19 protein-coding genes are annotated in these 22,042 nt (G+C 65.5%); 8 read left to right on the plus strand and 11 right to left on the minus strand.

The window, feature by feature from the left end; genetic code table 11:
• The first annotated feature begins 118 nt into the window (after positions 1-118).
• Positions 119-1,453, plus strand: a complete 1,335-nt coding sequence (locus tag QK290_RS01490) for an MFS transporter (protein ID WP_282328982.1) — start codon at positions 119-121, stop codon at positions 1,451-1,453.
• Positions 1,454-1,553: 100 nt separating this feature from the next.
• Here QK290_RS01490 and QK290_RS01495 read toward each other — a convergent pair whose 3' ends face one another.
• The 4 genes from QK290_RS01495 to QK290_RS01510 form a co-directional block, all read right to left on the minus strand.
• The gene (locus QK290_RS01495) at positions 1,554-2,201 is read right to left on the minus strand and encodes a phosphoribosyltransferase family protein (RefSeq protein ID WP_282328983.1); all 648 of its coding nucleotides are present in this window, start codon (positions 2,199-2,201) and stop codon (positions 1,554-1,556) included.
• Positions 2,202-2,569: 368 nt separating this feature from the next.
• Positions 2,570-3,397 carry an alpha/beta fold hydrolase gene (locus QK290_RS01500; protein WP_282328984.1) on the minus strand — a complete coding sequence of 276 codons (828 nt, stop codon included), beginning with the start codon at positions 3,395-3,397 and terminating at the stop codon, positions 2,570-2,572.
• A gap of 4 nt (positions 3,398-3,401) precedes the next feature.
• Positions 3,402-3,689, minus strand: coding sequence for a biotin/lipoyl-containing protein (locus tag QK290_RS01505; protein ID WP_348994424.1), 288 nt, complete (start codon positions 3,687-3,689; stop codon positions 3,402-3,404).
• Positions 3,690-3,737: 48 nt separating this feature from the next.
• Complete coding sequence (locus tag QK290_RS01510) at positions 3,738-5,117, minus strand: amino acid permease (protein ID WP_282328986.1); 1,380 nt, start codon at positions 5,115-5,117, stop codon at positions 3,738-3,740.
• Between the two features lie 478 nt (positions 5,118-5,595).
• Between QK290_RS01510 and QK290_RS01515 the strand changes: the two genes are divergently transcribed.
• Genes QK290_RS01515 through QK290_RS01535 form a run of 5 tightly spaced genes read left to right on the plus strand, consistent with a single transcriptional unit; the run spans position 5,596 to position 11,544 of the window.
• Positions 5,596-6,306, plus strand: a complete 711-nt coding sequence (locus QK290_RS01515) for an NUDIX domain-containing protein (protein ID WP_282328987.1) — start codon at positions 5,596-5,598, stop codon at positions 6,304-6,306.
• Positions 6,303-7,625 (plus strand): quinolinate synthase NadA, encoded by a 1,323-nt coding sequence (nadA, locus tag QK290_RS01520; protein ID WP_282328988.1) that lies wholly within the window; start codon positions 6,303-6,305, stop codon positions 7,623-7,625. Before QK290_RS01515 ends, nadA begins: the two co-directional genes overlap by 4 nt.
• Before the next feature lie 53 nt (positions 7,626-7,678).
• A complete protein-coding gene (locus tag QK290_RS01525; protein ID WP_282328989.1) occupies positions 7,679-9,517 on the plus strand; it encodes an FAD-dependent oxidoreductase in 1,839 nt (612 codons plus the stop codon).
• Entirely contained in the window at positions 9,510-10,382 is an 873-nt protein-coding gene (nadC, locus tag QK290_RS01530; RefSeq protein ID WP_282328990.1) for a carboxylating nicotinate-nucleotide diphosphorylase, read from the plus strand. Before QK290_RS01525 ends, nadC begins: the two co-directional genes overlap by 8 nt.
• Before the next feature lie 7 nt (positions 10,383-10,389).
• Complete coding sequence (locus QK290_RS01535; protein WP_282328991.1) at positions 10,390-11,544, plus strand: cysteine desulfurase family protein; 1,155 nt, start codon at positions 10,390-10,392, stop codon at positions 11,542-11,544.
• Here the strand turns inward: QK290_RS01535 and QK290_RS01540 are convergent.
• From QK290_RS01540 to QK290_RS01550, 3 genes are all read right to left on the minus strand, one after another.
• Entirely contained in the window at positions 11,541-12,032 is a 492-nt protein-coding gene (locus tag QK290_RS01540) for a GtrA family protein (RefSeq protein WP_282328992.1), read from the minus strand. The two genes, QK290_RS01535 and QK290_RS01540, sit on opposite strands and share 4 nt — an antisense overlap.
• A gap of 19 nt (positions 12,033-12,051) precedes the next feature.
• Positions 12,052-12,900, minus strand: a complete 849-nt coding sequence (locus QK290_RS01545) for a fumarylacetoacetate hydrolase family protein (protein ID WP_282328993.1) — start codon at positions 12,898-12,900, stop codon at positions 12,052-12,054.
• 70 nt (positions 12,901-12,970) lie between these two features.
• Positions 12,971-13,633, minus strand: a complete 663-nt coding sequence (locus QK290_RS01550) for a DUF1684 domain-containing protein (RefSeq protein WP_282329075.1) — start codon at positions 13,631-13,633, stop codon at positions 12,971-12,973.
• A 95-nt stretch (positions 13,634-13,728) separates the two neighbouring features.
• Here QK290_RS01550 and QK290_RS01555 point away from each other — a divergent pair, with 95 nt between their 5' ends.
• Both QK290_RS01555 and QK290_RS01560 read left to right on the plus strand, forming a co-directional pair.
• The gene (locus tag QK290_RS01555; protein WP_282328994.1) at positions 13,729-14,544 is read left to right on the plus strand and encodes a hypothetical protein; all 816 of its coding nucleotides are present in this window, start codon (positions 13,729-13,731) and stop codon (positions 14,542-14,544) included.
• A 69-nt stretch (positions 14,545-14,613) separates the two neighbouring features.
• Positions 14,614-15,420, plus strand: a complete 807-nt coding sequence (locus QK290_RS01560; RefSeq protein ID WP_282328995.1) for a transglutaminase family protein — start codon at positions 14,614-14,616, stop codon at positions 15,418-15,420.
• A 97-nt stretch (positions 15,421-15,517) separates the two neighbouring features.
• Here the strand turns inward: QK290_RS01560 and QK290_RS01565 are convergent, their stop codons facing one another.
• From QK290_RS01565 to QK290_RS01580, 4 genes are all read right to left on the minus strand, one after another.
• Positions 15,518-16,003 carry a MarR family winged helix-turn-helix transcriptional regulator gene (locus tag QK290_RS01565; protein WP_282328996.1) on the minus strand — a complete coding sequence of 162 codons (486 nt, stop codon included), beginning with the start codon at positions 16,001-16,003 and terminating at the stop codon, positions 15,518-15,520.
• Entirely contained in the window at positions 16,003-17,112 is a 1,110-nt protein-coding gene (locus QK290_RS01570) for an LLM class flavin-dependent oxidoreductase (protein WP_282328997.1), read from the minus strand. The genes QK290_RS01565 and QK290_RS01570 overlap by 1 nt, the downstream gene beginning before the upstream one ends.
• 113 nt (positions 17,113-17,225) lie before the next feature.
• A complete protein-coding gene (locus QK290_RS01575; RefSeq protein WP_282328998.1) occupies positions 17,226-20,459 on the minus strand; it encodes an efflux RND transporter permease subunit in 3,234 nt (1,077 codons plus the stop codon).
• Positions 20,460-20,539: 80 nt separating this feature from the next.
• Complete coding sequence (locus QK290_RS01580) at positions 20,540-22,042, minus strand: malate:quinone oxidoreductase (RefSeq protein WP_282328999.1); 1,503 nt, start codon at positions 22,040-22,042, stop codon at positions 20,540-20,542.

Raw genomic sequence — 22,042 nt, forward strand, 5'->3', positions numbered from 1 at the left:
CGTCACATTTTCGCGTAACCTAATACTTACTGACCGTTCGATCAGTAAATTGGACGACCTGAATCCACCCCGGCAGCCGGAATCCCTCACCAGGCTGCCCCCAAGCCACGGAGTGCCCATGACCGAAACTTCACGCGTCGATTCCGAGGCGGGCCCGAGCAGCAAGCACGAGGAACGCAAGGTTCTCGCTGCAACGCTGGTCGGCACCACCATCGAGTGGTACGACTTCTTTATCTTCGCGCAACTGACGGGCACGTTGCTGTCCCCGCTGTTCCTGTCCCCGCTGAACGAATCCAACCCGGGCCTGGCCCAGATCCTGTCCTTCGCGCTCATCGGCATCAGCTTCCTGTTCCGCCCGCTTGGTGCAGTTGTCGCCGGCCACCTCGGCGACCGGCTCGGCCGCAAGGCAATGCTGGTCTTCACCCTGCTGATGATGGGCGCAGCCACGTCGCTGATCGGCATGCTGCCGACTTATGCGCAGATCGGCGTCTGGGCTCCCATCCTGCTGATTCTCCTCCGCGTTGTCCAGGGCTTCTCCGCCGGCGGTGAATGGGGCGGTGCTGCGCTGATGGCCGTGGAGCACGCCCCCAAGAGCCGCCGCGGTGTGTTCGGTGCGTACCCGCAGATCGGGGTCCCGGTCGGCATGATCCTGGCCACAGGCCTGCTCTTCGTTCTCAACTCCAACATGTCAAAGGAAGACTTCGCGGCCTGGGGCTGGCGGGTGCCGTTCCTGCTGTCCATAGTGCTGATTGTGGTGGGATACCTGATCCGCCGGGCTGTGGCCGAGAGTCCCGTCTTCCAGGAGATGGCAGCCCGAAAGGCCGAAAGCAGGGCGCCGCTCAGCGAGCTCATTCGTAACCATAAGAGGCCCGTGCTCTACTCGACCATGATCTTTATTGGCAACAACGCTGCTGGCTACCTGTTGATTGCCTTCTTCATCTCCTACGCCACCAGGACGTTGAAGATGCCGGTCCCGGAAATCCTGCTGGCCACCACCCTTGCCTCCTTCGGCTGGCTGATCTTCACGCTCGCAGGCGGCTGGCTCTCGGACCGGATCGGCCGGGTCAAGACGTTCCTGATCGGTTATGCAATCATCTTCATGTGGATGATCCCGATGTTTGCTCTGATCGACACCAGGAACATCTGGCTTTACGCTGTGGCGCTCTTTGTCCTGACCATCGGCCTCGGCCTCTCCTACGGCCCCATGTCGGCAATGTACGCCGAGATGTTCCCGCCCAATGTCCGCTACTCGGGCATCTCCATCGGGTACGCCTTCGGCGCCATCCTCGGTGGTGCTTTCGCTGCGACCATTGCCGAGACTCTGCTGCTGAGCACCAAATGGACCGGATCCATCGGCATCTACATCATGATCCTGTGCGTGATTTCAGCAGCCGGGGTTCTGCTCGCCAAGGAGACGAAGGGCAACCCGCTCGGCGTCAGCAGCCACCACTAGGGTAGTCCGCATCGCACAACGGCGGGTTCCGGCCATCTGGCCTGGGCCCGCCGGTTGCCGTGAGCCCGGTGGCGCCCTGAGGGCTGGGCTGCTGCGGGGCTTACTGGTTCAGCAGGCTGATGGCGTCCTCATCGGTTAATTGTTCGAAGTGCCGGTAGAAGCTACCCACGGCGCGGAACTTGCCCGGCAGATGCAGGCACAGCACGGCATCGCACACCCTGGACACTGCCGCGTAGGCCTCCACCGAACCCACCGGGGCTGCGGCGACGACGAGTGCCGCGCCACCCGAACGGGCGGCCTCGACGGCGGCGCGCATGGTGGCTCCGGTGGCCAGGCCGTCGTCGAGAAGGAGGATTGTTTTGCCGGTGAGGCTGTTGCTGATCCCCGGGTAGGTCCCGGCCCGTCGAAGCAGCTCGGCCCGCTCGCGTTTCTCCACTTCATCCAGCCATTCCTGGCGGACTCCGTGATCCAAAATGCGGGTGATCAGGGGAAGGTTGAGCAGGCGCACTATCCGGCCTCCGGACCAGGCCAGCGCGCCGAACGCTGTTTCGTCGTGGCCGGGGATGCCGAGTTTACGGACCAGAACGGCGCCGAGCGGCAGGTACAGGGCCTTCGCGGCCGCGGCGGCGACGGGGATACCGCCGCGGGCCAGCCCCAGGACGATGGTGTCGGGGCGTTCCCGGAACTGGGTGAGCACCGCCGCCAGCCGTTCACCGGCATGGGTGCGGTCTTCAAAACGCGTGCTCATTTGCTCCCTCTCCGGCTGTCTCCGCCCGATTCCAGCCTACCTTCTGCCGCCGCAGCGGGAAGCGGGGATACGGCCTCCCGCCGCGGCTGAGTCAAGCGAGCGCGACGGAAACGGCCTTGGTGATGTCCTGCATGTAGGACAGCAGCTGTTCCGTATGCTCCTGGACCGTCGCCTGGCTCTGGAACTCCAGGTGAACGCGCCCAGCGGATCATCGAGGGACGCCGAACCCTCCTCCACCAGGTGGTAGAAGGCCGCAGCAGTCAGGATTTTTGAAGGATGCTGCATCTGAGGATCCAGGCAGCGGAACCTATGCGGGAGCCATGAAATCCCTGTCAGGAATCAGCCGCCAGGGGTCAGCCGCGCTGTGCTCAGACTCCGAGGAAAGCGATGGCGCCTTGTTTGAAAGCCCGGCTGGTGATGGCGTTGGTGTGGCTGCGGCCAGGCAACGTCAGCTGTTCAGCCATGGACCCTGCCCGGATTCCAAGTTCGGCGAGCTGCGGCATGGTGGCCGCACGTTCATCCTGGTCGCCGGCCACAAGAAGCATCGGCATGTGGGGAACGGCTTCGGCCGGATCGAACGGTTCGGCTTTGATGGCATCCACCAGGGACAGCAGCGCGAAGATGTTGTTGCTCGGCAGGAGCATGGCCATTTTGAGCAGGCCGGCCGTGGACGGGTCCGCGATGGGGGTTCCGTCGGCGAGGTAGTTCTGGGCGGCTATGAGGTCAAAGGCTGCCAGCGGATCGGCGATGTTCGGTCCGCCCAGGACCAGGCGGTGGACGATCTCGGGCTGGGTGGCACCGAATTCCCAGGCGAGCCGGGCGCCCAAGGAATAGCCCAGAAGGTCCACCCCGCTGGAAGGGTCACCATCGTGCAATGGCCGCACGCCGGCGTCGAACGCTATCTGGAGCAGGTCCGCACGGATCCTGCTCGGGGAGTAGGAGTCCATGTCCTCGGGGGCGCCGCTGCGGCCGTGTCCGGGCAGGTCCACGGTGATGACGCGGCGGCCGGCCTCCAGCAGGGCCGCCACCCAGCCGGTGTCATGCCAGTTGAGTTTGCTGGAAGAAGAGAAGCCGTGCAGCAGCAGCACAGGGCGCAGTCCGGCGTCGTCCTGCGGATCGTGCATCTCCACAAACAGTTGGGGGTCGGTGCCCTCAACGGTGTGGGAATGCATCTCGCCGGTGTGCCTGCCGCTCATGGTGTCAGTCCTCATCAAGTACGGCGCTCAGGCGGACCCGGCGCGTCGGTGCCTCATCCTTCGGGACCGTACCCATGATCCCGGCAGTGTTGTCCGGCACCTCGAACACGATCAGGGGTTTGCCGACATTGATCCTGTCGCCTGCCCCACCGAAGGTACGCACCACTTTACCTGCCTTCGGACCGGGCAGTTCAACAGCGGTTTTCCTGGTTTCCACCGCCGTCAGCGGCCGGTTCCGTTCCACCGGCGCCTTGAGCGTGCTGGAGCAGCCGGCAACATCGGCGCTGGCCATATGGCGGTAGGTCACGGCTTAGATGAGGACGGGACCGCTTCCTGCTAGTTACTTGGGTTGGCGATCGCGGAGGGTGAGACGGGCGCCAAGCCAGCAGGCTGCCGCGAGGCAGGCAACCAGAACAAAGGTGCTCAGCAGCTGGCCGCGGCTGCTTTCCGCGCTGAAGCCAACAGCGAAAATCAGTCCCAGGAGGACGAGTCCGAAGATGGTCAGGGCCGGGAATCCGTGCATCCGCAGCGGAAGCTCGGCACCGTCCCGGTCCGCGCGGCGCCGGAGGATCAGCTGCGAGACAAGGGCCGTGCCCCAGACCACCAGGCATGTGGATCCGACCAGCTGGAACAGGGCCGGCAGGATCCGGTCCGGGAACAGCAGCTCCAGGACGGTGGCGAAGAAGCCGAATGCCACCGACACGCCTACTGCCACCATGGGCACGCTGGCGCCGCTGAGCCTGGCCAGGAACCGGGGAGCCTCGCCCCGTTCGGCGAGCGAGTACACCATTCGGGACGCGCCGTAGAGGTTGGCGCTAAGTGCGGAGAGAAGCGCGACGACGGCAACCAGGGTGATCGCCGTCCCGGCGCCCGGGATCCGGGCCGCGTCGAGCACGCCGGCAAAGGGCGAGGCGAGTCCTTTGGAGGAGACCGGCAGGACTGCAGCGATGACAAATACCGAGCCGATGTAGAAGACCAGGATGCGCCACAGCACTGTGCGGATCGCCTTGCCCACGCTGTGCTCCGGATCCTCCGTTTCCGCGGCGGCCACGGCAACGATCTCGGTTCCGCCAAAGGCAAAGATCACTACGAACAATGCCGTGGCGATTCCGCCAAGCCCGGCAGGAGCAAAGTCAGTGGTGATGTTAGCGAGCCCGGGCGAAGCTACCTCGGGCAGGAGGCCCAGCAGCAGGGCGACCCCCACGGCCAGGAACGCCACAATGGCGGCAACTTTCAGGATGGCGAACCAGAATTCGAACTCGCCGAAGTTCTTCACACCCGTCAGGTTGATTGCCGTAAACACAAACATAAAGATCAGGGCCAGGGCCCAGACGGGGATAACCGGCCAGACGGAAAACAGGAGGCCCGCTGCGCCCAGGGCTTCCGCAGCGATGACCACCACCAGCTGGAGCCACCACAGCCAGCCCACGGTAGCGCCGGCGGTTTTTCCCAGCGCCCGTTCGGCGTACACGGAGAAGGCGCCGCTCGTGGGATTCGCAGCGGCCATCTCGCCCAGCGCCCACATCACCAGGATGATGAGCGTCCCGGCGACAAGATAGGAGATCAGCACGGCAGGCCCGGCGGCCTGGATGCCAGCCCCTGAACCCAGGAACAGGCCGGCGCCAATGGCGCTGCCCAGTCCCATCATGGTGAGCTGCCGGGATTTCATGGTGTGACCGAGGTGGGATGCCGGCCGCACTGCCGTGGACGTCGATGTCATGCCTGTGAACCTTCTTGGGGTTGGGGTGGGTGCCTCTGAGGGGACCACTTGAATTTACCGCCTAAGTCGCCGTCCCGCGGGCAACCGGTCTGCAACGATGCCGGCACTTTGAATCAGTTGGATGACTATTGGCTGGCACGTTGCTTACCCCAAGGTGTTAGGCGAAGGCGGTTGTCTAAACGTCGAGGCCTTGGACGCCAAAATTGTTCGACGTTTTACCGACAGTCCGGGGTGCTGGCCGCGATCCCGGAGCTGATCGAGGTTCACACCGCTTCCGGCAGTCCGGACCTGCGGCGCGTTTTGGATGCGATGGTCGCCCCCTGGTCTGGCGGACCAGCCACAGGATCCTTCATCCGGTTGCACTGTGCGGCGAAACATTTTGAATCAGGGGAATGTGGCCGTAGAATCAGTTCTAGTCATATTGACTATAACTAGGTGATGGCAATGAAGCCCAAAAGCAGGGAGCGGGTGAGTGACCGTGTACAGCAGTTCAGCGAACGTCTCCGAGCGGGCCACCGCTGCCCCCTCGCTCGCCATCTCCACCGTCATTTTCGCCCTGCGGCCCAGCGAATCCTCGGGCCGGCCTACCCTGTGGCTACCCCTGGTCCGCAGGATTCGTGAACCGTACAAAGACCTTTGGGCACTTCCCGGCGGACCGCTGACGCATGTTGAATCCCTGCAGGATGCTGCGTCCCGCCACCTCCGGGAAACCACCGGACTCACCCCGAGCTACCTGGAACAGCTCTATGCGTTCGGCGGGCTGCACCGCTCACCCACGCAGCGGGTTGTGTCCATCGTCTACTGGGCGCTGGTCCAGCCCACCGAGGCCGCCCTGGCCGACGAATCGGAGAACGTGAGGTGGTTCAGGGCAGACAAGGTAGGGGACCTGGCCTTCGACCACAACGCCATTGTTGATTACGCGCTCCGGCGCCTGCGGAACAAGCTGGCCTACGGCTCGGTGGCCTACCACTTCCTGGGCGAGTACTTCACCCTCGCCCAGGTCCGGGAAGTCTACGAAGCAGTCCTGGACACCCGGCTGGACCCGGCCAACTTCCGCCGCCAGCTAAAATCCACGCCGGAGATCGAAGAAACCGGCGAGTACCTCCAGGGCGGCAAGCACCGCCCGCCACGTCTCTACCGCTTCACCGGCCGCCCCGGCCTTGATCCCGACAACAGGAGCACACCATGAGCAGCGTCAACACAGCCATCCAGCTGATCACGCGCGAACAGGCCGAAAGCGCGTCCCGGAGCGCGGCTGCAGGCAAAACAGCAGCCACCTGCAGCCCGGCGCTCGCCAAGGGGCCGTGGGAATACGACCTCGCCGAGGTGCTCGCCGGTGCCCCGGCTTATGGACCCGGCGCCTCCAGTGCGGACGTTGCGCCGGCCGCCACGCCGCGCCAGGGCCAGCTTCCGGAGGAATACAAGCGCGCCGGGGATGCCGAGCTGGACGTCCGCATCCGTGCGGCGAAGGAAAAGCTGGGCGACCGGGCAGTGATCCTGGGCCACTTCTACCAGCGCGACGAGGTCATCCAGTACGCCGATTTTGTGGGCGACTCCTTCCAGCTGGCCAACGCCGCGCTCACCCGGCCTGACGCCGAGGCCATCATTTTCTGCGGCGTGCACTTCATGGCCGAAACCGCGGACATCCTCTCCACTCCGGAACAGGCCGTCATCCTGCCCAACCTCGCCGCGGGCTGCTCCATGGCAGACATGGCGGACATCGACTCCGTGGAGGAGTGCTGGGAACAGCTCGAAGAAATCTTCGGCACCGAGGCCGACGCCGAGGGCCGGGTTCCGGTCATTCCGGTCACCTACATGAATTCCTCCGCCGCCCTGAAGGCATTTTGCGGCCGCAACGGCGGCATTGTCTGCACCTCCTCCAACGCCAAGGTGGTCCTGGAATGGGCCTTCGAACGGGGCCAGCGGGTCCTGTTCTTCCCCGACCAGCACCTGGGCCGCAACACCGCCAAGGCCATGGGTGTGCCGCTGGAGCAGATGCCCATGTGGAACCCGCGCAAGGAACTGGGCGGCAACGATGAACAGGCCCTGCTCGATTCCCGCGTCATCCTTTGGCACGGCTTCTGCTCGGTCCACAAGCGCTTCAACGTCGGCCAGATCGAAAAGGCCCGCGCCGAGTTCCCCGGCGTCAACGTGATTGTGCACCCCGAGTGCCCCATGGAGGTGGTGGACGCTGCCGATTCCGCCGGCTCAACCGACTTCATCAAGAAGGCCATCGCGGCCGCCACCGAACCTGCCACCTTCGCGATCGGCACGGAAGTCAACATGGTGAACCGGCTGGCGGCGGAATACCCGCAGCACACCATCTTCTGCCTGGACCCGGTGATCTGCCCCTGCTCCACGATGTACCGCATCCACCCCGGCTACCTCGCCTGGGTCCTGGAGGAACTCGTCGAAGGCCGCATCGTCAACCGCATCAGCGTGGACGCTTCCGTCCAGGACAACGCCAAAACCGCGCTCGAGCGTATGCTCGCCGCGCGTCCCCTGTAGCCCGCCGCTGCAGTCCCGCCCGCTGTAACCCTGGACACCGAAACGAGCCCCACATGAGCGCAGAGAGCCCAGCCGGTGGTCCGGCACCCCGGCGGCTGATCGTCGTCGGGAGCGGCATCGCGGGACTGTACTCCGCGTTGCTTGCCGCCGACGCCGGCGTCGAAGTGGTGCTGCTGACCAAGGGCGCGCTCGCGGACAGCAACACCTACTACGCCCAGGGTGGCATCTCCGCCGTGCTCGACGAGCCCGCGCCCGGAGACACCGTGGCCGCGCACATCGCAGACACGCTGAAGGCCGGGGCCGGACACTGCGACGAGGACGCCGTCCGCGTGCTCTGCACGGAAGCCCGCCAGGATATCGCCGGCTTGGAACGCTTCGGCGTGCATTTCGATACGGACGACGACGGCGACCCCTCGCTGGGTCTGGAAGCCGCCCACTCCGCGCCGCGGATCCTGCACACCGGCGGCGACGCAACCGGTGCCGGGGTGGCCCGGGCGCTCATCAGGACCGTTCTGGATGCGCAGGCCGCTGGCCGGATCCAGGTTATCGGCCACGCCCAGGTGACGTCCCTGTCCCAGAGCGAAGGACGCGTGGACGGAGTGAATTTCCTCCACGACGGGCGGGAACTTGCCATCCGCGGCGATGCCGTGCTCCTGGCCACCGGGGGAGCTGGAAGGCTGTTCGCCCAGACCACCAACCCCGCCGTGGCAACTGCCGACGGGCTGGCGCTCGCCTGGCGGGCCGGAGCCGCAGTTGCGGACCTGGAGTTCTTCCAGTTCCACCCCACCTGCATGGTGCTCCCGGCCGATGCTCTTGAGGCAGCCGGCAACGGAGCTGAACCGCTCCTGATTTCCGAAGCCGTACGCGGCGAAGGCGCCATCCTGCTGGACGCCCACGGCGAACGCTTTATGCCCGCCTACCACCCTGATGCAGAACTTGCCCCGCGCGACGTCGTTTCCCGCAGCATCGCCCTGCACCTCGCTACCCTGGGGGATCCCAACGGACACGTGTTCCTTGACGCCATGGTGGTCGAGGCCCTGCACGGCAAGGGGTACCTCGAAAAGCGATTCCCGACCATCAGCACCCGCACCCGCCACGCCGGTGTCGACTGGACCCGGGACCTCGTCCCCGTGGCACCGGCCGCGCACTACTGGATGGGCGGGGTCCTTACCGACCTTTACGGGCGGACCTCTGTACCCGGGTTGCTGGCTGCCGGCGAGGTTGCCTGCACCGGCGTCCAAGGTGCCAACCGGCTTGCCAGCAATTCTTTGCTTGAGGGTCTGGTCTTCGGGCGCCGGGCTGTTGAGGGGTTCCTGGCTTCCGGTCCGTCGCGGGACACCGATGCTCCGCGTGCTGTCTCGGGCTGGGTGTCGCCCGACGCTGTTCCTCCCCTCGCTGTCTCGGCCGCTGGCGGCCTCCCCTTGACGCTCGCTTCCGGAACACCCTCGGTCGACGACGGAACGCTTGGTTCGCGGGGGACTTCCGAAAAGCCTGCCAACATGGGCTGGGAGTTCGAAACGGTCCCGGCACCTGGTCCTCGTGAAACTTCCTTTGCTTCGGCGGGGCCGTTTTCCCGGGTGGCTTTGCGGCGGTTGATGACTGCTAACGCTGGGGTTTTGCGTCATGGCGGGTTGCTTAGGGAGGCTTCGGGGTTGCTTGGGGCCTGGGCCTCCGCTGACCATCCGGCTACTTTGCCTGATTCCCTCGATTCTCGCGATCATGAGGATGCCAATCTTTTGTTGGCTGCGCAGCTGCTTGTGCATGCCGCGCGGGAGCGGCGGGAATCCTTGGGGGCGCATTACCGCAGCGACAGCGTGCCCGTGAATGCCGCCGTCGAACATTTTGATAAGCGTTACACCATGAGCCGGAAAGCGAGCCTCGTCAATGACTAGCCTGACCCTCCCCGCAGCACCCGTCCGGGACATCCTGGAACGGGCCTTTGCCGAGGACGCGCCCAACGGTGACATCACCTCGCAGCTGCTGATCCCGGCCGACGCCCGCGCCACCGCGGTGCTGAACGCGCGGGTGCCCGGCGTCTTCAGCGGTGGAACGGTGTTCCGCGACGCCATGAAGCTTGTGGACCCGGACACCGACGTGGAACTGCTGCTCGCTGAGGGGGCAGTGTTCGACGCCGGCACGCACCTCGCGCGCGTCACTGGCAACGCGCGCTCGGTGCTGCTCGCCGAACGGGTCGGGCTGAACCTTGTACAGCGGATGAGTGCCATCGCAACCAAGACCGCGGAATTCGTCCGGCTCGTCGAAGGCACCACGGCGCGCATCACGGACACCCGCAAAACCACGCCCGGCCTGCGAGTGCTGGAGCGCTATGCCGTCCGCTGCGGCGGGGGAGCCAACCACCGCTACAGCCTGTCCGACGCCGTGCTGGCCAAGGACAACCACCTGGCCGTCATGACGGGCGGAGACCCCGCCAAGCTCACCGCCCTGCTCGCCGCGGCCAAGGCCCAGCTGGGGCACACCACGCACTTCGAAGTGGAGGTGGACAGCGCCGAGCAGATTGAACCTGTCCTTGCCGCCGGTGTGGACACCATCATGCTGGACAACTTCACCCTCGAAGAGCTCCGCTCCGGTGTCAAGCAGGTGGACGGACGCGCCATTGTGGAAGCCAGCGGCAACGTTAACGTCGGCACCGTCGCCGACATCGCAGCGGCGGGCGTGGACGTCATCTCCATCGGCGGTCTCACCCACAGCGTGGCTGCCCTGGACCTCGGCCTGGACGTCGAACTGAGCGTCGGCTGAAGCGGCCATGATCTTCCTCGACGCTGCCGCCACCACCCCGGTCCGCCGCGAGGTCCTCGAGGCCATGTGGCCCTACCTGAGCGGCGAGTTCGGCAACCCCTCCAGCCACCACACCTTGGGCGAAGCTGCGGCGTCCGCGCTCGCAGGCGCCCGTGCGGCCGTGGCCAAGGTGCTCGGCTGCCGTCCGGGCGAGGTCACCTTTACCTCGGGAGGCACGGAGGCGGACAACCTCGCCGTTAAGGGCGTTGCCCTGGCCCGGCAGGCTGCGGACCCGGCCCTCAACCGCGTGGTGATCAGCGCCGTCGAACATCCCGCAGTGGAAGAGTCCGCGCGCTACCTGGAACGGTTTCACGGGTTCACCGTGGACGTGGTTCCGGTGGACGGGACCGGCCGGGTGACGCCGGAGGCGCTCGCCGCCGTGCTCCGGCCGGAAACTGCCCTGGTCAGCGTCATGTATGCGAACAATGAGGTGGGCACCATCCAGCCGGTCGCCGAACTGGCCACCGTCGCCACCGGGCGGGGCATCCCGTTGCACACCGACGCCGTCCAGGCCGCTGGCTGGCTGCCCTTGGACGTCAAGGCCTTGGGCGTGGACGCCCTGAGCATTTCCGGCCATAAGCTCGGTGCGCCCAAGGGGTGCGGCGTGTTGTACGTCCGCGGCCGGACCCGCGTTGAGCCCCTGGTGCACGGCGGCGGCCAAGAACGCGGCCGCCGGTCCGGGACCGAAAACGTTGCCGGTGCCGTGGCGCTGGCTACGGCACTGACGCTCGCCCACGCCGAGCGGCCGGAACTCGCCGCCCGTGTGGCTCTTCTCCGCGAATGCTACATCGCCACTATCCTGGACACCGTTCCCGGCGCCCTGCTCACCGGGCACCGGACGGAACGGCTGCCGTCCGTGGCATCGTTCTGTTTCCCCGGCACCAGCGGCGAATCCGTGCTGTTGGAGCTGGAGCGGCAAGGTGTGGTGTGCTCGAGCGGTTCGGCCTGTGCCGCCGGCTCGGATGCGCCGTCGCCGGTGCTGACCGCGCTGGGTTATGACGCCGAAGTGGCGCAGACGGCCGTGCGGTTCAGTTTCACCTCAGACGTGACCGCGGACGAACTGGAGCAGGCGGCGGCAGCGGTGGGCACCGCCGTCGGACGCGTCAGAACCCTCGGCCGCTAGATATGGCGGGCGCGGCGGAAAATCCAATGCCGCAACATCGTGAACCGCACGGCGGTGGCCACGAAGCCTGACAACGTGGTGGTCCACAGTTCATCGGACACAGTGGCCTCCGGGTGCAGCCAATGCAGCACGCCCAGGCTGCCGCCGGTAATGACCAGCGCCACGGCAATGACGATCATGCCGTTCAGATGGTCACGGGCCATCCGGCGCTGCCCGGAGATCTTGAACGTCAGCCTGCGGTTCAGCGCCGTGTTCATCAAGGACGTCAGCACCAGGGCGGCCGCATTGGCCAGTTGCGGTCCAAGCCAAGGCCGCAGCAACGCATACAGCGCAAGGGAGGTGGCGGTGCAGATAATGCCGACGCCGGTGAAGCGAAGGAGCTGCCGCACCAGCGGAAACCTGAAGATTCCAGGGTAGTGCCTGGTGGCCGGCGCACTGCGGGTGGGCTGCTGCGTCAGCTGGGCGGCGGGCGCAGCAGGGGTTTCCATGGGTCAAGCCTGACACATGTCAGGCGGGGGTTTCCTCCCAGGACGCAGCCTTGACCGGGTTGCTGAGCTCGCCAATGCCCTCCACACGGCACACCACTGTGTCCCCGGGGTGGATGCGGGCACACTCCGCCGGGAAGCCCGTGAGGACCAGATCGCCGGTGTGCAGGGTCATAAACGAGCTGAGGTACACAAGGATTTCGTCCACCTTCCAGCCGAGGTCGGCGCTGCTGGCGGCCTTCAGCTCGGCGCCATTGTGCACGATGCTGATGGCCAGCTCCGAATCGTCGAGGTCCGTCACAATCCAGGGGCCCACGGGAGTGAAAGTGTCCTGGCTCTTGGCGCTGATCCACAGTTCGTCCGACTTCTGCAGATCGCGTGCCGAGACATCGTTGCCGATGGTGAAGCCAAGGATGGCGCTCCGGGCGGTCTCCAGCGTCAGGCCGCGGACGGTGCGCCCGACGACGACGGTCAGCTCCGCTTCCGGGTCCACGTAGCCCACCGTTGAGCTCAGTTCAATGGCGTCGCCGGGGCCGATCACGCTGGATGCCGCCTTGTGGAAGGCCTGTGGCGGGAGGTTCCGGCCGGCCTGGCCAGTGTTATGCGCCATGCCGAAGACATTGGCGGGGACGGATGGGGCCAGGAAAGAGAAGGACTCCTGGTCTACTACGGTGCCGGTCTCCCACCCCGGCCGGGCCGGGTGGTTGGCGTTTGCGCGGGACGCCTCGAAGGGGGAATCAACAACTGTCCAGGACCGGCCTGCGTCGGTGCCGAAGTCGGGGGCGTCATTGGCCGCGAAGAACTGTTCGTCGGCAACAGCCGGGGACAGGGGGCGGACGCGGGCAAGGCGGCGGGGGGCGCTGGCAGTCATGATGACATCCTACGTCCTCCGGGCGAGCAGTATCCGGATCTTAACAGGCCCAATCACCGGGTTGGTCGGCTCAGTACAGCTCTCCCACCGGGATCTCCACAGCCAGGCGGTTGGACGGGCCGGGCAGCGGGCAGGCCCAGGCTTCGTTGTAGGCGCAGGACGGGTTATAAGCGAAGTTGAAATCCAGGACAAACTCGGCCCCCGCACCCGAGCCATGGACCCCGTGGAATGCGCCCTTAATAGTATCCAGGAGGTAACGGCCGGCGCCGTACGTTCCGCCGGGCTGGCCGGCGGTGGCGTCCCGGAACGGCACGAAAATCCCGCCGCCGTAACCCTGCAGCTTCCACACACCCAGCTGGCCCAGTTCGGGAAGGTCGAACGTGCCCAGCCGGACAAAACGGACAACACCGTCAGTGGCGGTTTCCGCGGTCATTTCCCGGCCGGCGCCCTCAAGGGTCAGGGGAACATAAAAGCGGTAGATGGGATCGTAGTCGGCCGTCTTCAGGCCGGAGAACTGGGACTTGTCCTTCGCGCTGAGAGCTGAGGCCGGATGCGTTGCGAACATCCGGTCGCGTTCATGCCGCCAGAGCGAATGGGCCTCCGCCGGATCTTCGGCGGCAACCTTCCGCACAGTGTCGTACAGGGCAAACGTCCGCAGCCGCCAGTCCGCAATGTCGATGGCAGAGATGTCTGCCAGGCTCCCCATGTCCGCGCCGTACTGCTCATCCGCCATAAGCACCAGCCTAGTCCCTTGCATGCGGGGAACGTCCGACGGCGACACGAGGCTCCGGCCCTTTGGCCGCCGCCGTCCGCCGCTAGGCTGGCTGCATGACACACAAGGCGGCAATGTGGGGAGTGCGGACGGCCGCGCTGCTGATGGCAGGGACGCTGGCAGCCGGCTGCAGCGCGCCTGGCAACAGCGATTCAGCGTGGACGGCGCAGCCGGACCCATCGGCCAGCCCTGGCGCCGGCACGGGCTCAACCGCCGGCGCTACCGGGTCCCCGTCACCGGATCCTGCTGCCACAGCGGGCGCCTCGACGTCCGCCGCACCCGGACCGGCCGCAACGGCAACTGCCTGGAAGACCTTCACTGACCCGGCGAAGACCGTCAGCTTCGACCTGCCGGAGGAATGGATCGCCCAATCCGTCACGCCCGAGGACGGGACGCTGCCGGGTGCCCTGAGGATCGAGGTGAAAAAGCAGGACGGCACGGTGGTGGCTGCCCTGCGGACAGGACTGCCGCCGTCGTCATCCGAGTGCCCGGAAGATGCCCGGAAACCCTATGTTGTGATCAGCAGCGTGCCGGTAGAGCTTCCCGGCCTGACGGCGGAGGGCACCATCGCGCCGCACGCGGTGTTCCGCGTGATCCAGGGCTACCGATACTTCGGCTCCTACGGCATCACCAACATTGTGGGCGGGGCGGACGGCCAGGCCTGCGAACTGCGGAATGTGGTCCGTGGCCCGGCCGGAAAAGGGGACTACTCCTTCGGTGACCTCGGCGTCCTGAAGGCCTTCGCCCCGGACGAGAAGGTGGCACCGGCCAAGGCCTTCGACACCCTGGGCCAGGCCGAAAAGTACGTGGACGAGAGCCCGGAATTCGCGAACGTCCAGCGGATGCTAATGTCTCTGGAGATCAAAAACTAGTCCCGCCCCCGGCCCCTCAACCCCGGGGCAGTGCGGGAAGTTCTGCCACAACCTCACACCCGGAGATACATGGAACGCACCGTTTCAGCACGTATGGTTTTCAGGACCATCGCCGACACGAAGGCAGCCCTCGCCATCGCTGTGGCCAGGAATCCCGGCTATACATCGTTTGCCGAGTCCCTGACTGTCACGGCCGACGGGCAGCCGGTTCCGTTCCAGGAACTCGCGGACAACCATGGCGGCCGCCTGCACTATATGGAATTCGTTGAACCCACCGAGGTCACCGTGGAGTACTCGGCCACGGTTGCAGGGCAGGCCCTCGCGGAAGAAGCCACCCTGGCTGAGCTCATCCGCTACGTGCGGCCAAGCCGCTACGCGGAGTCGGACAGGCTGCTGCCCACGGCCTACGCCGAATTTGGCGGCCTGCACGGTGCCGAACTGCTCCAGGCCGTGCGCAGCTGGGTCTTCGGGGAATTGCGGTACATCAGCGGTTCCTCCAGGGGCACTGACGGCGCCGTCGAAACCCTGCTGCACCGCAGGGGAGTGTGCAGGGACTTTGCGCACCTGGCCATCGCCCTGCTGCGTTCCAAGGACGTCCCGGCCCGGCTCACCGCCGTGTACGCGCCAGGGCTGAGTCCCATGGATTTCCACGCGGTAGCCGAGGCACATGTCAACGGCGCCTGGCACGTCATCGACCCCACAGGGCTGGCCCCACGGGAGTCGATGCTGCGGATCACGGCAGGCCGCGACTCGTCCGACACCGCGTTCCTGTCCACAGTGGGCGGGCGCCTGACGCTGACCGAGCTGCGTGTCAGCGCTGTGGTCAACGGGCAGTTGCCGGCCGAAGATCCGGCCAGGCTGGTCATGCTGGGCTAGTTTCCCGGCACGGCACGGCACGGTACGGTACGGAACGGAACGGCTCTGCGCGAAACGGCACCGCCCGGCCGGTGCCGGGCGGTGAGTTCCCGGCAAGTCAGTTCCCGGGCGGCTGCTTTGCCGGCCGCGCCCCCACGGAATGCCGGAGTTTCTCGGTCAGCCGCTGAAGTTCCCGCTGCTCGGCTGCCGTCAGGGCCGGCCCCACCAGGCTGGCGATGTCCCTCACATGCTCCCGGCCGATCTCCTTCTGGAGGGCAGATCCCTCCTCGGTGAGCTTCAGCAGCACGCCGCGGCCGTCGTCGGGGGCCGCCATCCGGACCACGAGCCCGCGCTTCTCCAACCTTTCAACCAGCCTGCTGAGGCTTGACTGGCTCAGCAGGACATGGTCATTGAGTTCATTGAGCCGGAGCCAGCCGGACGGACACCGGGACAGCGTGAACAGCACGTCGTATTCGTTCAGTGCCACTTTCCGGAAAGCGGGACCGGCCTGCAGCCTGCGCATCACGGCCACCTGCGCCCGGAACAGGGATTCCCAGGTTTCCGCTGCCAAACGAATGGGTGATTCATTGCCGCCGGCAGCCATCATGCCTCCGAAGGAGCAGTGTCAGACGCCTGCGCGGCCATCAGCGCGGCCACGCGGCCGGCGTGCGTAGGCGGGTCCGGGACGTGCGCGGGCTTGAGGGCCGTGTATTCCTTGCGGAGGACCGGGAGTACTTCCTCGCCAAACAGGTCAAGCTGCTCCAGCACCGTCTTCAAGGGCAGGCCAGCGTGGTCGATCAGGAACAGCTGGCGCTGGTAGTCGCCGAAGTACTCGCGGAACGTCAGGGTCTTTTCGATCACTTCCTGCGGGCTGCCGACTGTCAGCGGCGTCTGGGAAGTGAAGTCCTCCAGCGACGGGCCGTGGCCGTAAACGGGCGCGTTATCGAAGTAGGGCCGGAATTCCTTCACGGCGTCCTGGGAGTTCTTCCGCATAAAGAACTGGCCGCCGAGGCCCACGATGGCCTGATCCGCCTTGCCGTGGCCGTAGTGCTCGTAGCGCTCACGGTAGAGGCTGATCAGCTGCTGATAGTGCTCCTTGGGCCAGAAGATGTTGTTCGCGAAGAACCCGTCGCCGTAGTAGGCAGCCACCTCGGCGATCTGCGGTGTACGGATGGAGCCGTGCCACACAAACGGGGCCACGCCGTCGAGCGGGCGGGGAGTGGACGTGAAGTTCTGCAGCGGCGTACGGAACTTGCCGGACCAGTTGACCGTGTCCTCGTCCCACAGCCGGCGCAGCAGGCTGTAGTTCTCAACGGCCAGCTCCACGCCGTCCTGGATGTTCTTGCCGAACCACGGGTACACCGGAGCCGTGTTGCCGCGGCCAAGGACCAGGTCCACGCGACCGTTCGCGAGGTGCTGCAGCATGGCGAAGTCTTCGGCGATCTTGACCGGATCGTTGGTAGTTATCAGGGTGGTGGCAGTGGAGAGCGTGATCCGCTCGGTCTGCGCGGCGATGTAGGCGAGGGTGGTGGTGGGCGAGGAGGAGAAGAACGGGCGGTTGTGGTGCTCGCCGAGGGCGAAGACATCCATGCCGATTTCCTCGACTTTTTTGGCGATTGCCACTGCCGCTTTGATGCGTTCGTTCTCCGTGGGCGTCCGGCCGGTGGTGGGGTCAGTGGTGATGTCACTGACGCTGAATACGCCGATCTGCATGGTGGGCCTTCCGTTTCCTGGACTTCTCTGGGCTTGCTTCCACTATACGCGATGTGCATGCATTTGCATGTATCGACAGATATAACGCCGCCGCGGCGAGAATATTCCAGGCTCTACTCGGGGTCGCCCGGAGCGGCTCGGCGGCCACTGACGCGGGGCACCTTACCGGTGGTCCAGTCCCGGAACTCGGCATCGACGTCGTCCGCTGCTGCAAACTCCGGACGCTGCTGCATGGCAAGAAGCAGTGCTTTGGTTTCCCGCCGTCCCTCCACCAGCCGGTACAGTACAGGAACCAGCACCAGGGTAAGCATTGTGGAAGAAACCAGGCCACCGATCACAACTACGGCCAGCGGCTGGGAAATGAAGCCGCCACCCCCGGTCAGGCCAAGCGCCATGGGTGTCAGGGCGAAAACGGTGGCCAGTGCGGTCATCAGGATGGGCCGGAGGCGCTGCCTCGCGCCATGGGTGATTGCGTCCGCCACGCTAATCCCGGCGCGGCCGTCCTGTGGCCGCCGGTACTGGTTGATGAGGTCGATGAGCACGATGGCGTTGGTGACCACAATGCCCACCAGCATCAGCATGCCGATCAGCGACGGCAGGCCCAGCGGAACGCCCGTGGCCAGGAGCAGGGCGACGGCTCCGGTGGCGGCAAAGGGAACGGAAACCAGCAGGATCAGCGGCTGGATCAGGGACTTGAAAGTGGCCACCATGATGACGTAGACAATTGCGATTGCCGCCAGGAGCGCCAGGCCAAGCTGCTGGAAGGACTCGGCCTGCTGGGTGGTGGCGCCGCCGAGTTCGGCGGTGACGCCGGCGGGCAGGCTGACGTCCGTGAGGCGCTTCTGCACCTCCGCGTTCACGGCGCCAAGGTTGGAGCCCGACGGCGTGACTGACACTTTGGCGGTCCGCTGGCCGTTGCTGGCGGTAATGGAGACCGGCACGTCCACCTGTTCCACCGAAGCGATGCTGCCCAGGGTCACCCGTGCGCCCGCGGCGGGGAGTGCGATGTTGCGCACGGCGTCAATGCTGGTGAACCGGGTGCCCTTGCCAATCTGGACCGGAAAATCGTTGGTGTCGATCCGGACCGTGCCGGCAGGAATGGAGCTGATGGTGGCCGCCAGGACGCCGGCTACCTGTTCCTCGTTCAGTCCGGCTGCCGCGGTCTTGGCCCGGTCAACCTTGACCTGGACCACCGGCTGGTTGGCCGCCAGGTTGGTTGCCACCTCGCTGGTTTCCGGCACGCCGGTCATTGCATCCACCATGGCCTCGCTGGCTGTGCGGAGATCCTCTGATGTTGCAGCCTTGATGGTGATATCCACCGTGGAGGACGTCCCGAAACCACCCTGCTGGGAGCCGACCGTAATCTTCCCGGAACCGGCCACCTTGCTTACCTCAGCCCGGACGGTTTCCTGCAGCTTTGCCTGATTCGCCTTCTCATCCGTCACCACGGTGAACGTGGAGTTGGCGGAGCCGGAGGACGTCAGGGCGGCAAAACCGGCCTGGGCGTTGCCTGTGGTGACCTGCACATTCCTGACACCCTCGATGCCCCGAAGGACGTCCTCGACCTTGACCGCGGCTGCGCTGGTGTCGGCCAGGCTTGTCCCGGCGGGCATCACCTGGCGGACCGTCATGCTGTTCTGGCCGGATTCGCCGAGGAGGTTGGTGGAAAGCAGCGGCGTCATGGCAGCAGTGGCGCCGAGGACCAGGACGGCGGCTACCAGCGTCACCACCGGATGCTTCTGGGTTTTGCTGAGGACGGGCAGGTACGCGCGCTGCAGCCGGCTCTTTTGTTCCGCCTCCTGGGCGTGGGCACGGGCGGCGTCGGCAGCGCGGACAGCAGCTTCGCGGGCAGCTGGCGAACCTGTTGCGGAACCGGTGGGGCTCTTAAGGAACCAGTAGGCCAGGACCGGAACGATCGTCAGTGATACCAGCAGCGATGCCAGCAGGGCCATGGTGACGGTCAGGGCGAAGGGCCGGAAGAGTTCGCCGGCGAGCTCACCCACGAATGCAATGGGCAGGAAGACCGCCACGGTGGTCAACGTGGAGGCGGTGATGGCGCCGGCCACCTCCCGGATGGCGGTGAGGATCGCCGAGACTTTCTCCTCCCCGTAGCTGAGGTGGCGTTTGATGTTTTCGATCACCACAATCGAGTCGTCCACCACCCGGCCGATCGCAATGGTGAGCGCGCCCAGGGTCAGGATGTTCAGCGAATAGCCGGTCGCGGACAGGCCAATGAACGTGACCAGCAGCGACAGCGGAATCGACACCGCGGTAACAAGGGTGGAGCGGGCTGACATCAGGAAGAGAAGGATGACGGCGACGGCGAAGCCCAGCCCGAGCAGGCCTTCGGTGGTGAGGTCCTTGATGGACTTCTCGATGAACGGGGCCTGGTCAAACACTGCAGTGAACTTTGCATTGGACCCCAGTTCGGCCTCGAGGGCCGCCAACGACTCGTTCACTGCGTGGGAGATTCCTACGGTGTCTCCCTCCGGCTTCTTGGTCACGGAGACTGCCAGCGTTTCCTGGCCGTTGGTCCGGGTGATGGACGTCCGCTCGTTGTCCTCCAGGCTGACGTCGGCCACCGTGCCGATGGTTGCGGCATCCTTGGCCCCGCCCAGGGGCAATGCCTTGATGGCGTCCAGGGAATCCACCGGGCTGCCGATCTGGAGGGAGAGCGTTTTACCCTGCTCCTGGATGGTCCCGGCCGGGACCAGCGCGCCGTTGTTGGAGAGGGCGTTCCGGATGGACTCGATCGTGGCGCCCTTGGCGGCCATTTCCTCGGGCCGGGGGAGTATCTCGATGTGCTGGGTGGCGCCGCCGGTCACGTCGGCTCCGCGGACGCCGTCGATCTTCTGGAGCCGTGGAACGGTCAGGCGCGCCAGGTCAGCGTTCAGTTCGCTCAGAGGCTTGTCCGAAGACACGGCCAGGAACACAATGGGGAAGTCGCTGATGCTGCCCGCGATGGCCTGTGGCTGCACCTCCTCAGGCAGGGAACGCTTGGCGTTTGAGATGGCCCGGTCGATCTGGTTGCGGGCGCGGTCGAGGTTTGTCCCGTAGGTGAACACCATTGAGATCTGCGAGACGCCGTTGCGCGACGTCGAGGACGTGGACTCCAGGCCCTCCACGCCGTTCAAGGCGGTTTCCAGCGGTGCGCTGACCTGCTTGTCCACCACTTCGGGTGACGCGCCGGGCATGGCCGAGAGGACTGTTATCTGCGGGAACTCAATGGAGGGGATGAGTTCCTGTTTCAGCGATGACATGGTGATTACGCCGAACACCGTCGCGAAGACGGTGATCAGCGCGATCAGCGCCCGGTTTGCCAATGAAAGTTGTGCCAGCCGGAACATCGCGGGTCTCTCCTGGGGTTGATGGACTCCTGCGGACCAGACCGTCCAGCCGGGTCTTCACGCCCGCCGGACAGCCTGAATCAGTGGTTGGCGGATACGCTCTCGAGCTGCAATGCCTTGGCCGTAGCCGCCTCGAGCTCAGCGGCCAGATCCGGATTCTCATCCAGCTTCACACCGTAGCCCGGCATCATGTCCTTGAGCTTGCCTTGCCAGCCCTTGAAGTTCTTGGGGAAGGATTTCTGCAGCAGTTCAATCATGATGGGCACGGCCGTGGAGGCGCCGGGGGATGCGCCCAGCAGCGCGCCGATGGTGCCGTCCCGGCCGGCGATGACCTCGGTACCGAACTGCAGCACGCCGCCCCGCTTCGGGTCCTTCTTGATGATCTGTACGCGCTGGCCTGCGGTGATCAGCTCCCAGTCGCCGTCCTTGGCCTCGGGGTAGTACTCGCGCAGTGCCTCGACTTTGTCGCCGTGGCGCTTGGCCACCTCCTTGACGAGGTAGGCCGTGAGGTCCATGTTGTCCTTGGCCACAGCAAGCATCGGGATGATGTTGCTGGGCCGGATGGACAGCGGCAGGTCAAGGTAGGAGCCGTTCTTCAGGAAGTTCGTGGAGAAACCGGCGTAAGGGCCGAACAGCAGTGAACGCTTCCCGTCCACGTAGCGGGTGTCCAGGTGCGGGACTGACATGGGCGGGGCACCCACCGAAGCCTGGCCGTAGACCTTGGCGCTGTGCTGGGCGGAGAGTTTCTCGTCGGTACAGCGGAAGAACTGGCCGGACACGGGGAAACCGCCAAAGCCCTTGCTCTCCGGGATGCCGGAGGCCTGGAGGAGGTGCAGTGCGCCGCCGCCTGCTCCCACGAACACAAATTTGGCGTGGATCTTGCCGTGTTCCCCGGAAGCCGGGTGCTTGATCGAAAGGTCCCAGCCGCCGTCGGCCGCTTTGGAGATGCCACTGACGTCATGGCCGTAATTGATTTCGACGCCGTTGTTTCCGAGGTAGGTGGTGAGCTCGCGGGTCAGTGCCCCGAAGTCAACGTCGGTCCCCTCGGCTGCGCGCGTAGCGGCGATGTTCTGCTTAGGGTCCCGGCCCTTGACGATCAGCGGCGCCCATTTAGCGATCTGAGCGTGGTCCTCGGAGTACTCCATGCTGCGGAACAGAGTGTGGGGCTTGAGTGCCTCGTAGCGGGTCTTGAGGAACTTGGCGTTGTTCTCGCCGATCACAAAGCTCATGTGCGGGACGGTGTTGATAAAGCCCTTGGGCGAACCGATCAGGGATTCGTCCACAAAATGGGACCAGAACTGGCGGGACAGCTGGAACTGTTCGTTGATGAGCAGTGCCTTGGCAGGGTCCACCGAGCCGTCTTTGGCGGCGGGGGAGTAGTTGAGTTCGCACAGGGCGGCATGGCCGGTGCCGGCGTTGTTCCAGGGGTCGGAGCTTTCCAGCCCGGGCTGATCCAGGCGTTCGAACAGGGAGATGGTCCAGTTCGGTTCAAGCTGCTTGATGAACGCCCCGAGTGTGGCGCTCATGATGCCGCCGCCAATCAGTACGACGTCGGCATGTTGGGTCTTGGATATGAAGGTCAC

The sequence above is a fragment of the Pseudarthrobacter sp. AL07 genome (assembly GCF_029960665.1).
GTDB lineage: Bacteria > Actinomycetota > Actinomycetes > Actinomycetales > Micrococcaceae > Arthrobacter.

What these genes read in the sequence shown, in the direction of transcription:
- QK290_RS01510 (WP_282328986.1), bottom strand. Translation starts at nt 5,117, where the DNA reads ATGACATCGACGTCCACGGCAGTGCGGCCGGCATCCCACCTCGGTCAC.
- QK290_RS01555 (WP_282328994.1), top strand. Translation starts at nt 13,729, where the DNA reads ATGACACACAAGGCGGCAATGTGGGGAGTGCGGACGGCCGCGCTGCTG.
- QK290_RS01545 (WP_282328993.1), bottom strand. Translation starts at nt 12,900, where the DNA reads ATGACTGCCAGCGCCCCCCGCCGCCTTGCCCGCGTCCGCCCCCTGTCC.
- QK290_RS01495 (WP_282328983.1), bottom strand. Translation starts at nt 2,201, where the DNA reads ATGAGCACGCGTTTTGAAGACCGCACCCATGCCGGTGAACGGCTGGCG.
- QK290_RS01500 (WP_282328984.1), bottom strand. Translation starts at nt 3,397, where the DNA reads ATGAGCGGCAGGCACACCGGCGAGATGCATTCCCACACCGTTGAGGGC.
- QK290_RS01540 (WP_282328992.1), bottom strand. Translation starts at nt 12,032, where the DNA reads ATGGAAACCCCTGCTGCGCCCGCCGCCCAGCTGACGCAGCAGCCCACC.
- QK290_RS01525 (WP_282328989.1), top strand. Translation starts at nt 7,679, where the DNA reads ATGAGCGCAGAGAGCCCAGCCGGTGGTCCGGCACCCCGGCGGCTGATC.
- QK290_RS01505 (WP_348994424.1), bottom strand. Translation starts at nt 3,689, where the DNA reads ATGGCCAGCGCCGATGTTGCCGGCTGCTCCAGCACGCTCAAGGCGCCG.
- QK290_RS01575 (WP_282328998.1), bottom strand. Translation starts at nt 20,459, where the DNA reads ATGTTCCGGCTGGCACAACTTTCATTGGCAAACCGGGCGCTGATCGCG.
- QK290_RS01560 (WP_282328995.1), top strand. Translation starts at nt 14,614, where the DNA reads ATGGAACGCACCGTTTCAGCACGTATGGTTTTCAGGACCATCGCCGAC.
- QK290_RS01535 (WP_282328991.1), top strand. Translation starts at nt 10,390, where the DNA reads ATGATCTTCCTCGACGCTGCCGCCACCACCCCGGTCCGCCGCGAGGTC.
- QK290_RS01565 (WP_282328996.1), bottom strand. Translation starts at nt 16,003, where the DNA reads ATGGCTGCCGGCGGCAATGAATCACCCATTCGTTTGGCAGCGGAAACC.
- nadC (WP_282328990.1), top strand. Translation starts at nt 9,510, where the DNA reads ATGACTAGCCTGACCCTCCCCGCAGCACCCGTCCGGGACATCCTGGAA.
- QK290_RS01570 (WP_282328997.1), bottom strand. Translation starts at nt 17,112, where the DNA reads ATGCAGATCGGCGTATTCAGCGTCAGTGACATCACCACTGACCCCACC.
- QK290_RS01550 (WP_282329075.1), bottom strand. Translation starts at nt 13,633, where the DNA reads ATGGCGGATGAGCAGTACGGCGCGGACATGGGGAGCCTGGCAGACATC.
- nadA (WP_282328988.1), top strand. Translation starts at nt 6,303, where the DNA reads ATGAGCAGCGTCAACACAGCCATCCAGCTGATCACGCGCGAACAGGCC.
- QK290_RS01490 (WP_282328982.1), top strand. Translation starts at nt 119, where the DNA reads ATGACCGAAACTTCACGCGTCGATTCCGAGGCGGGCCCGAGCAGCAAG.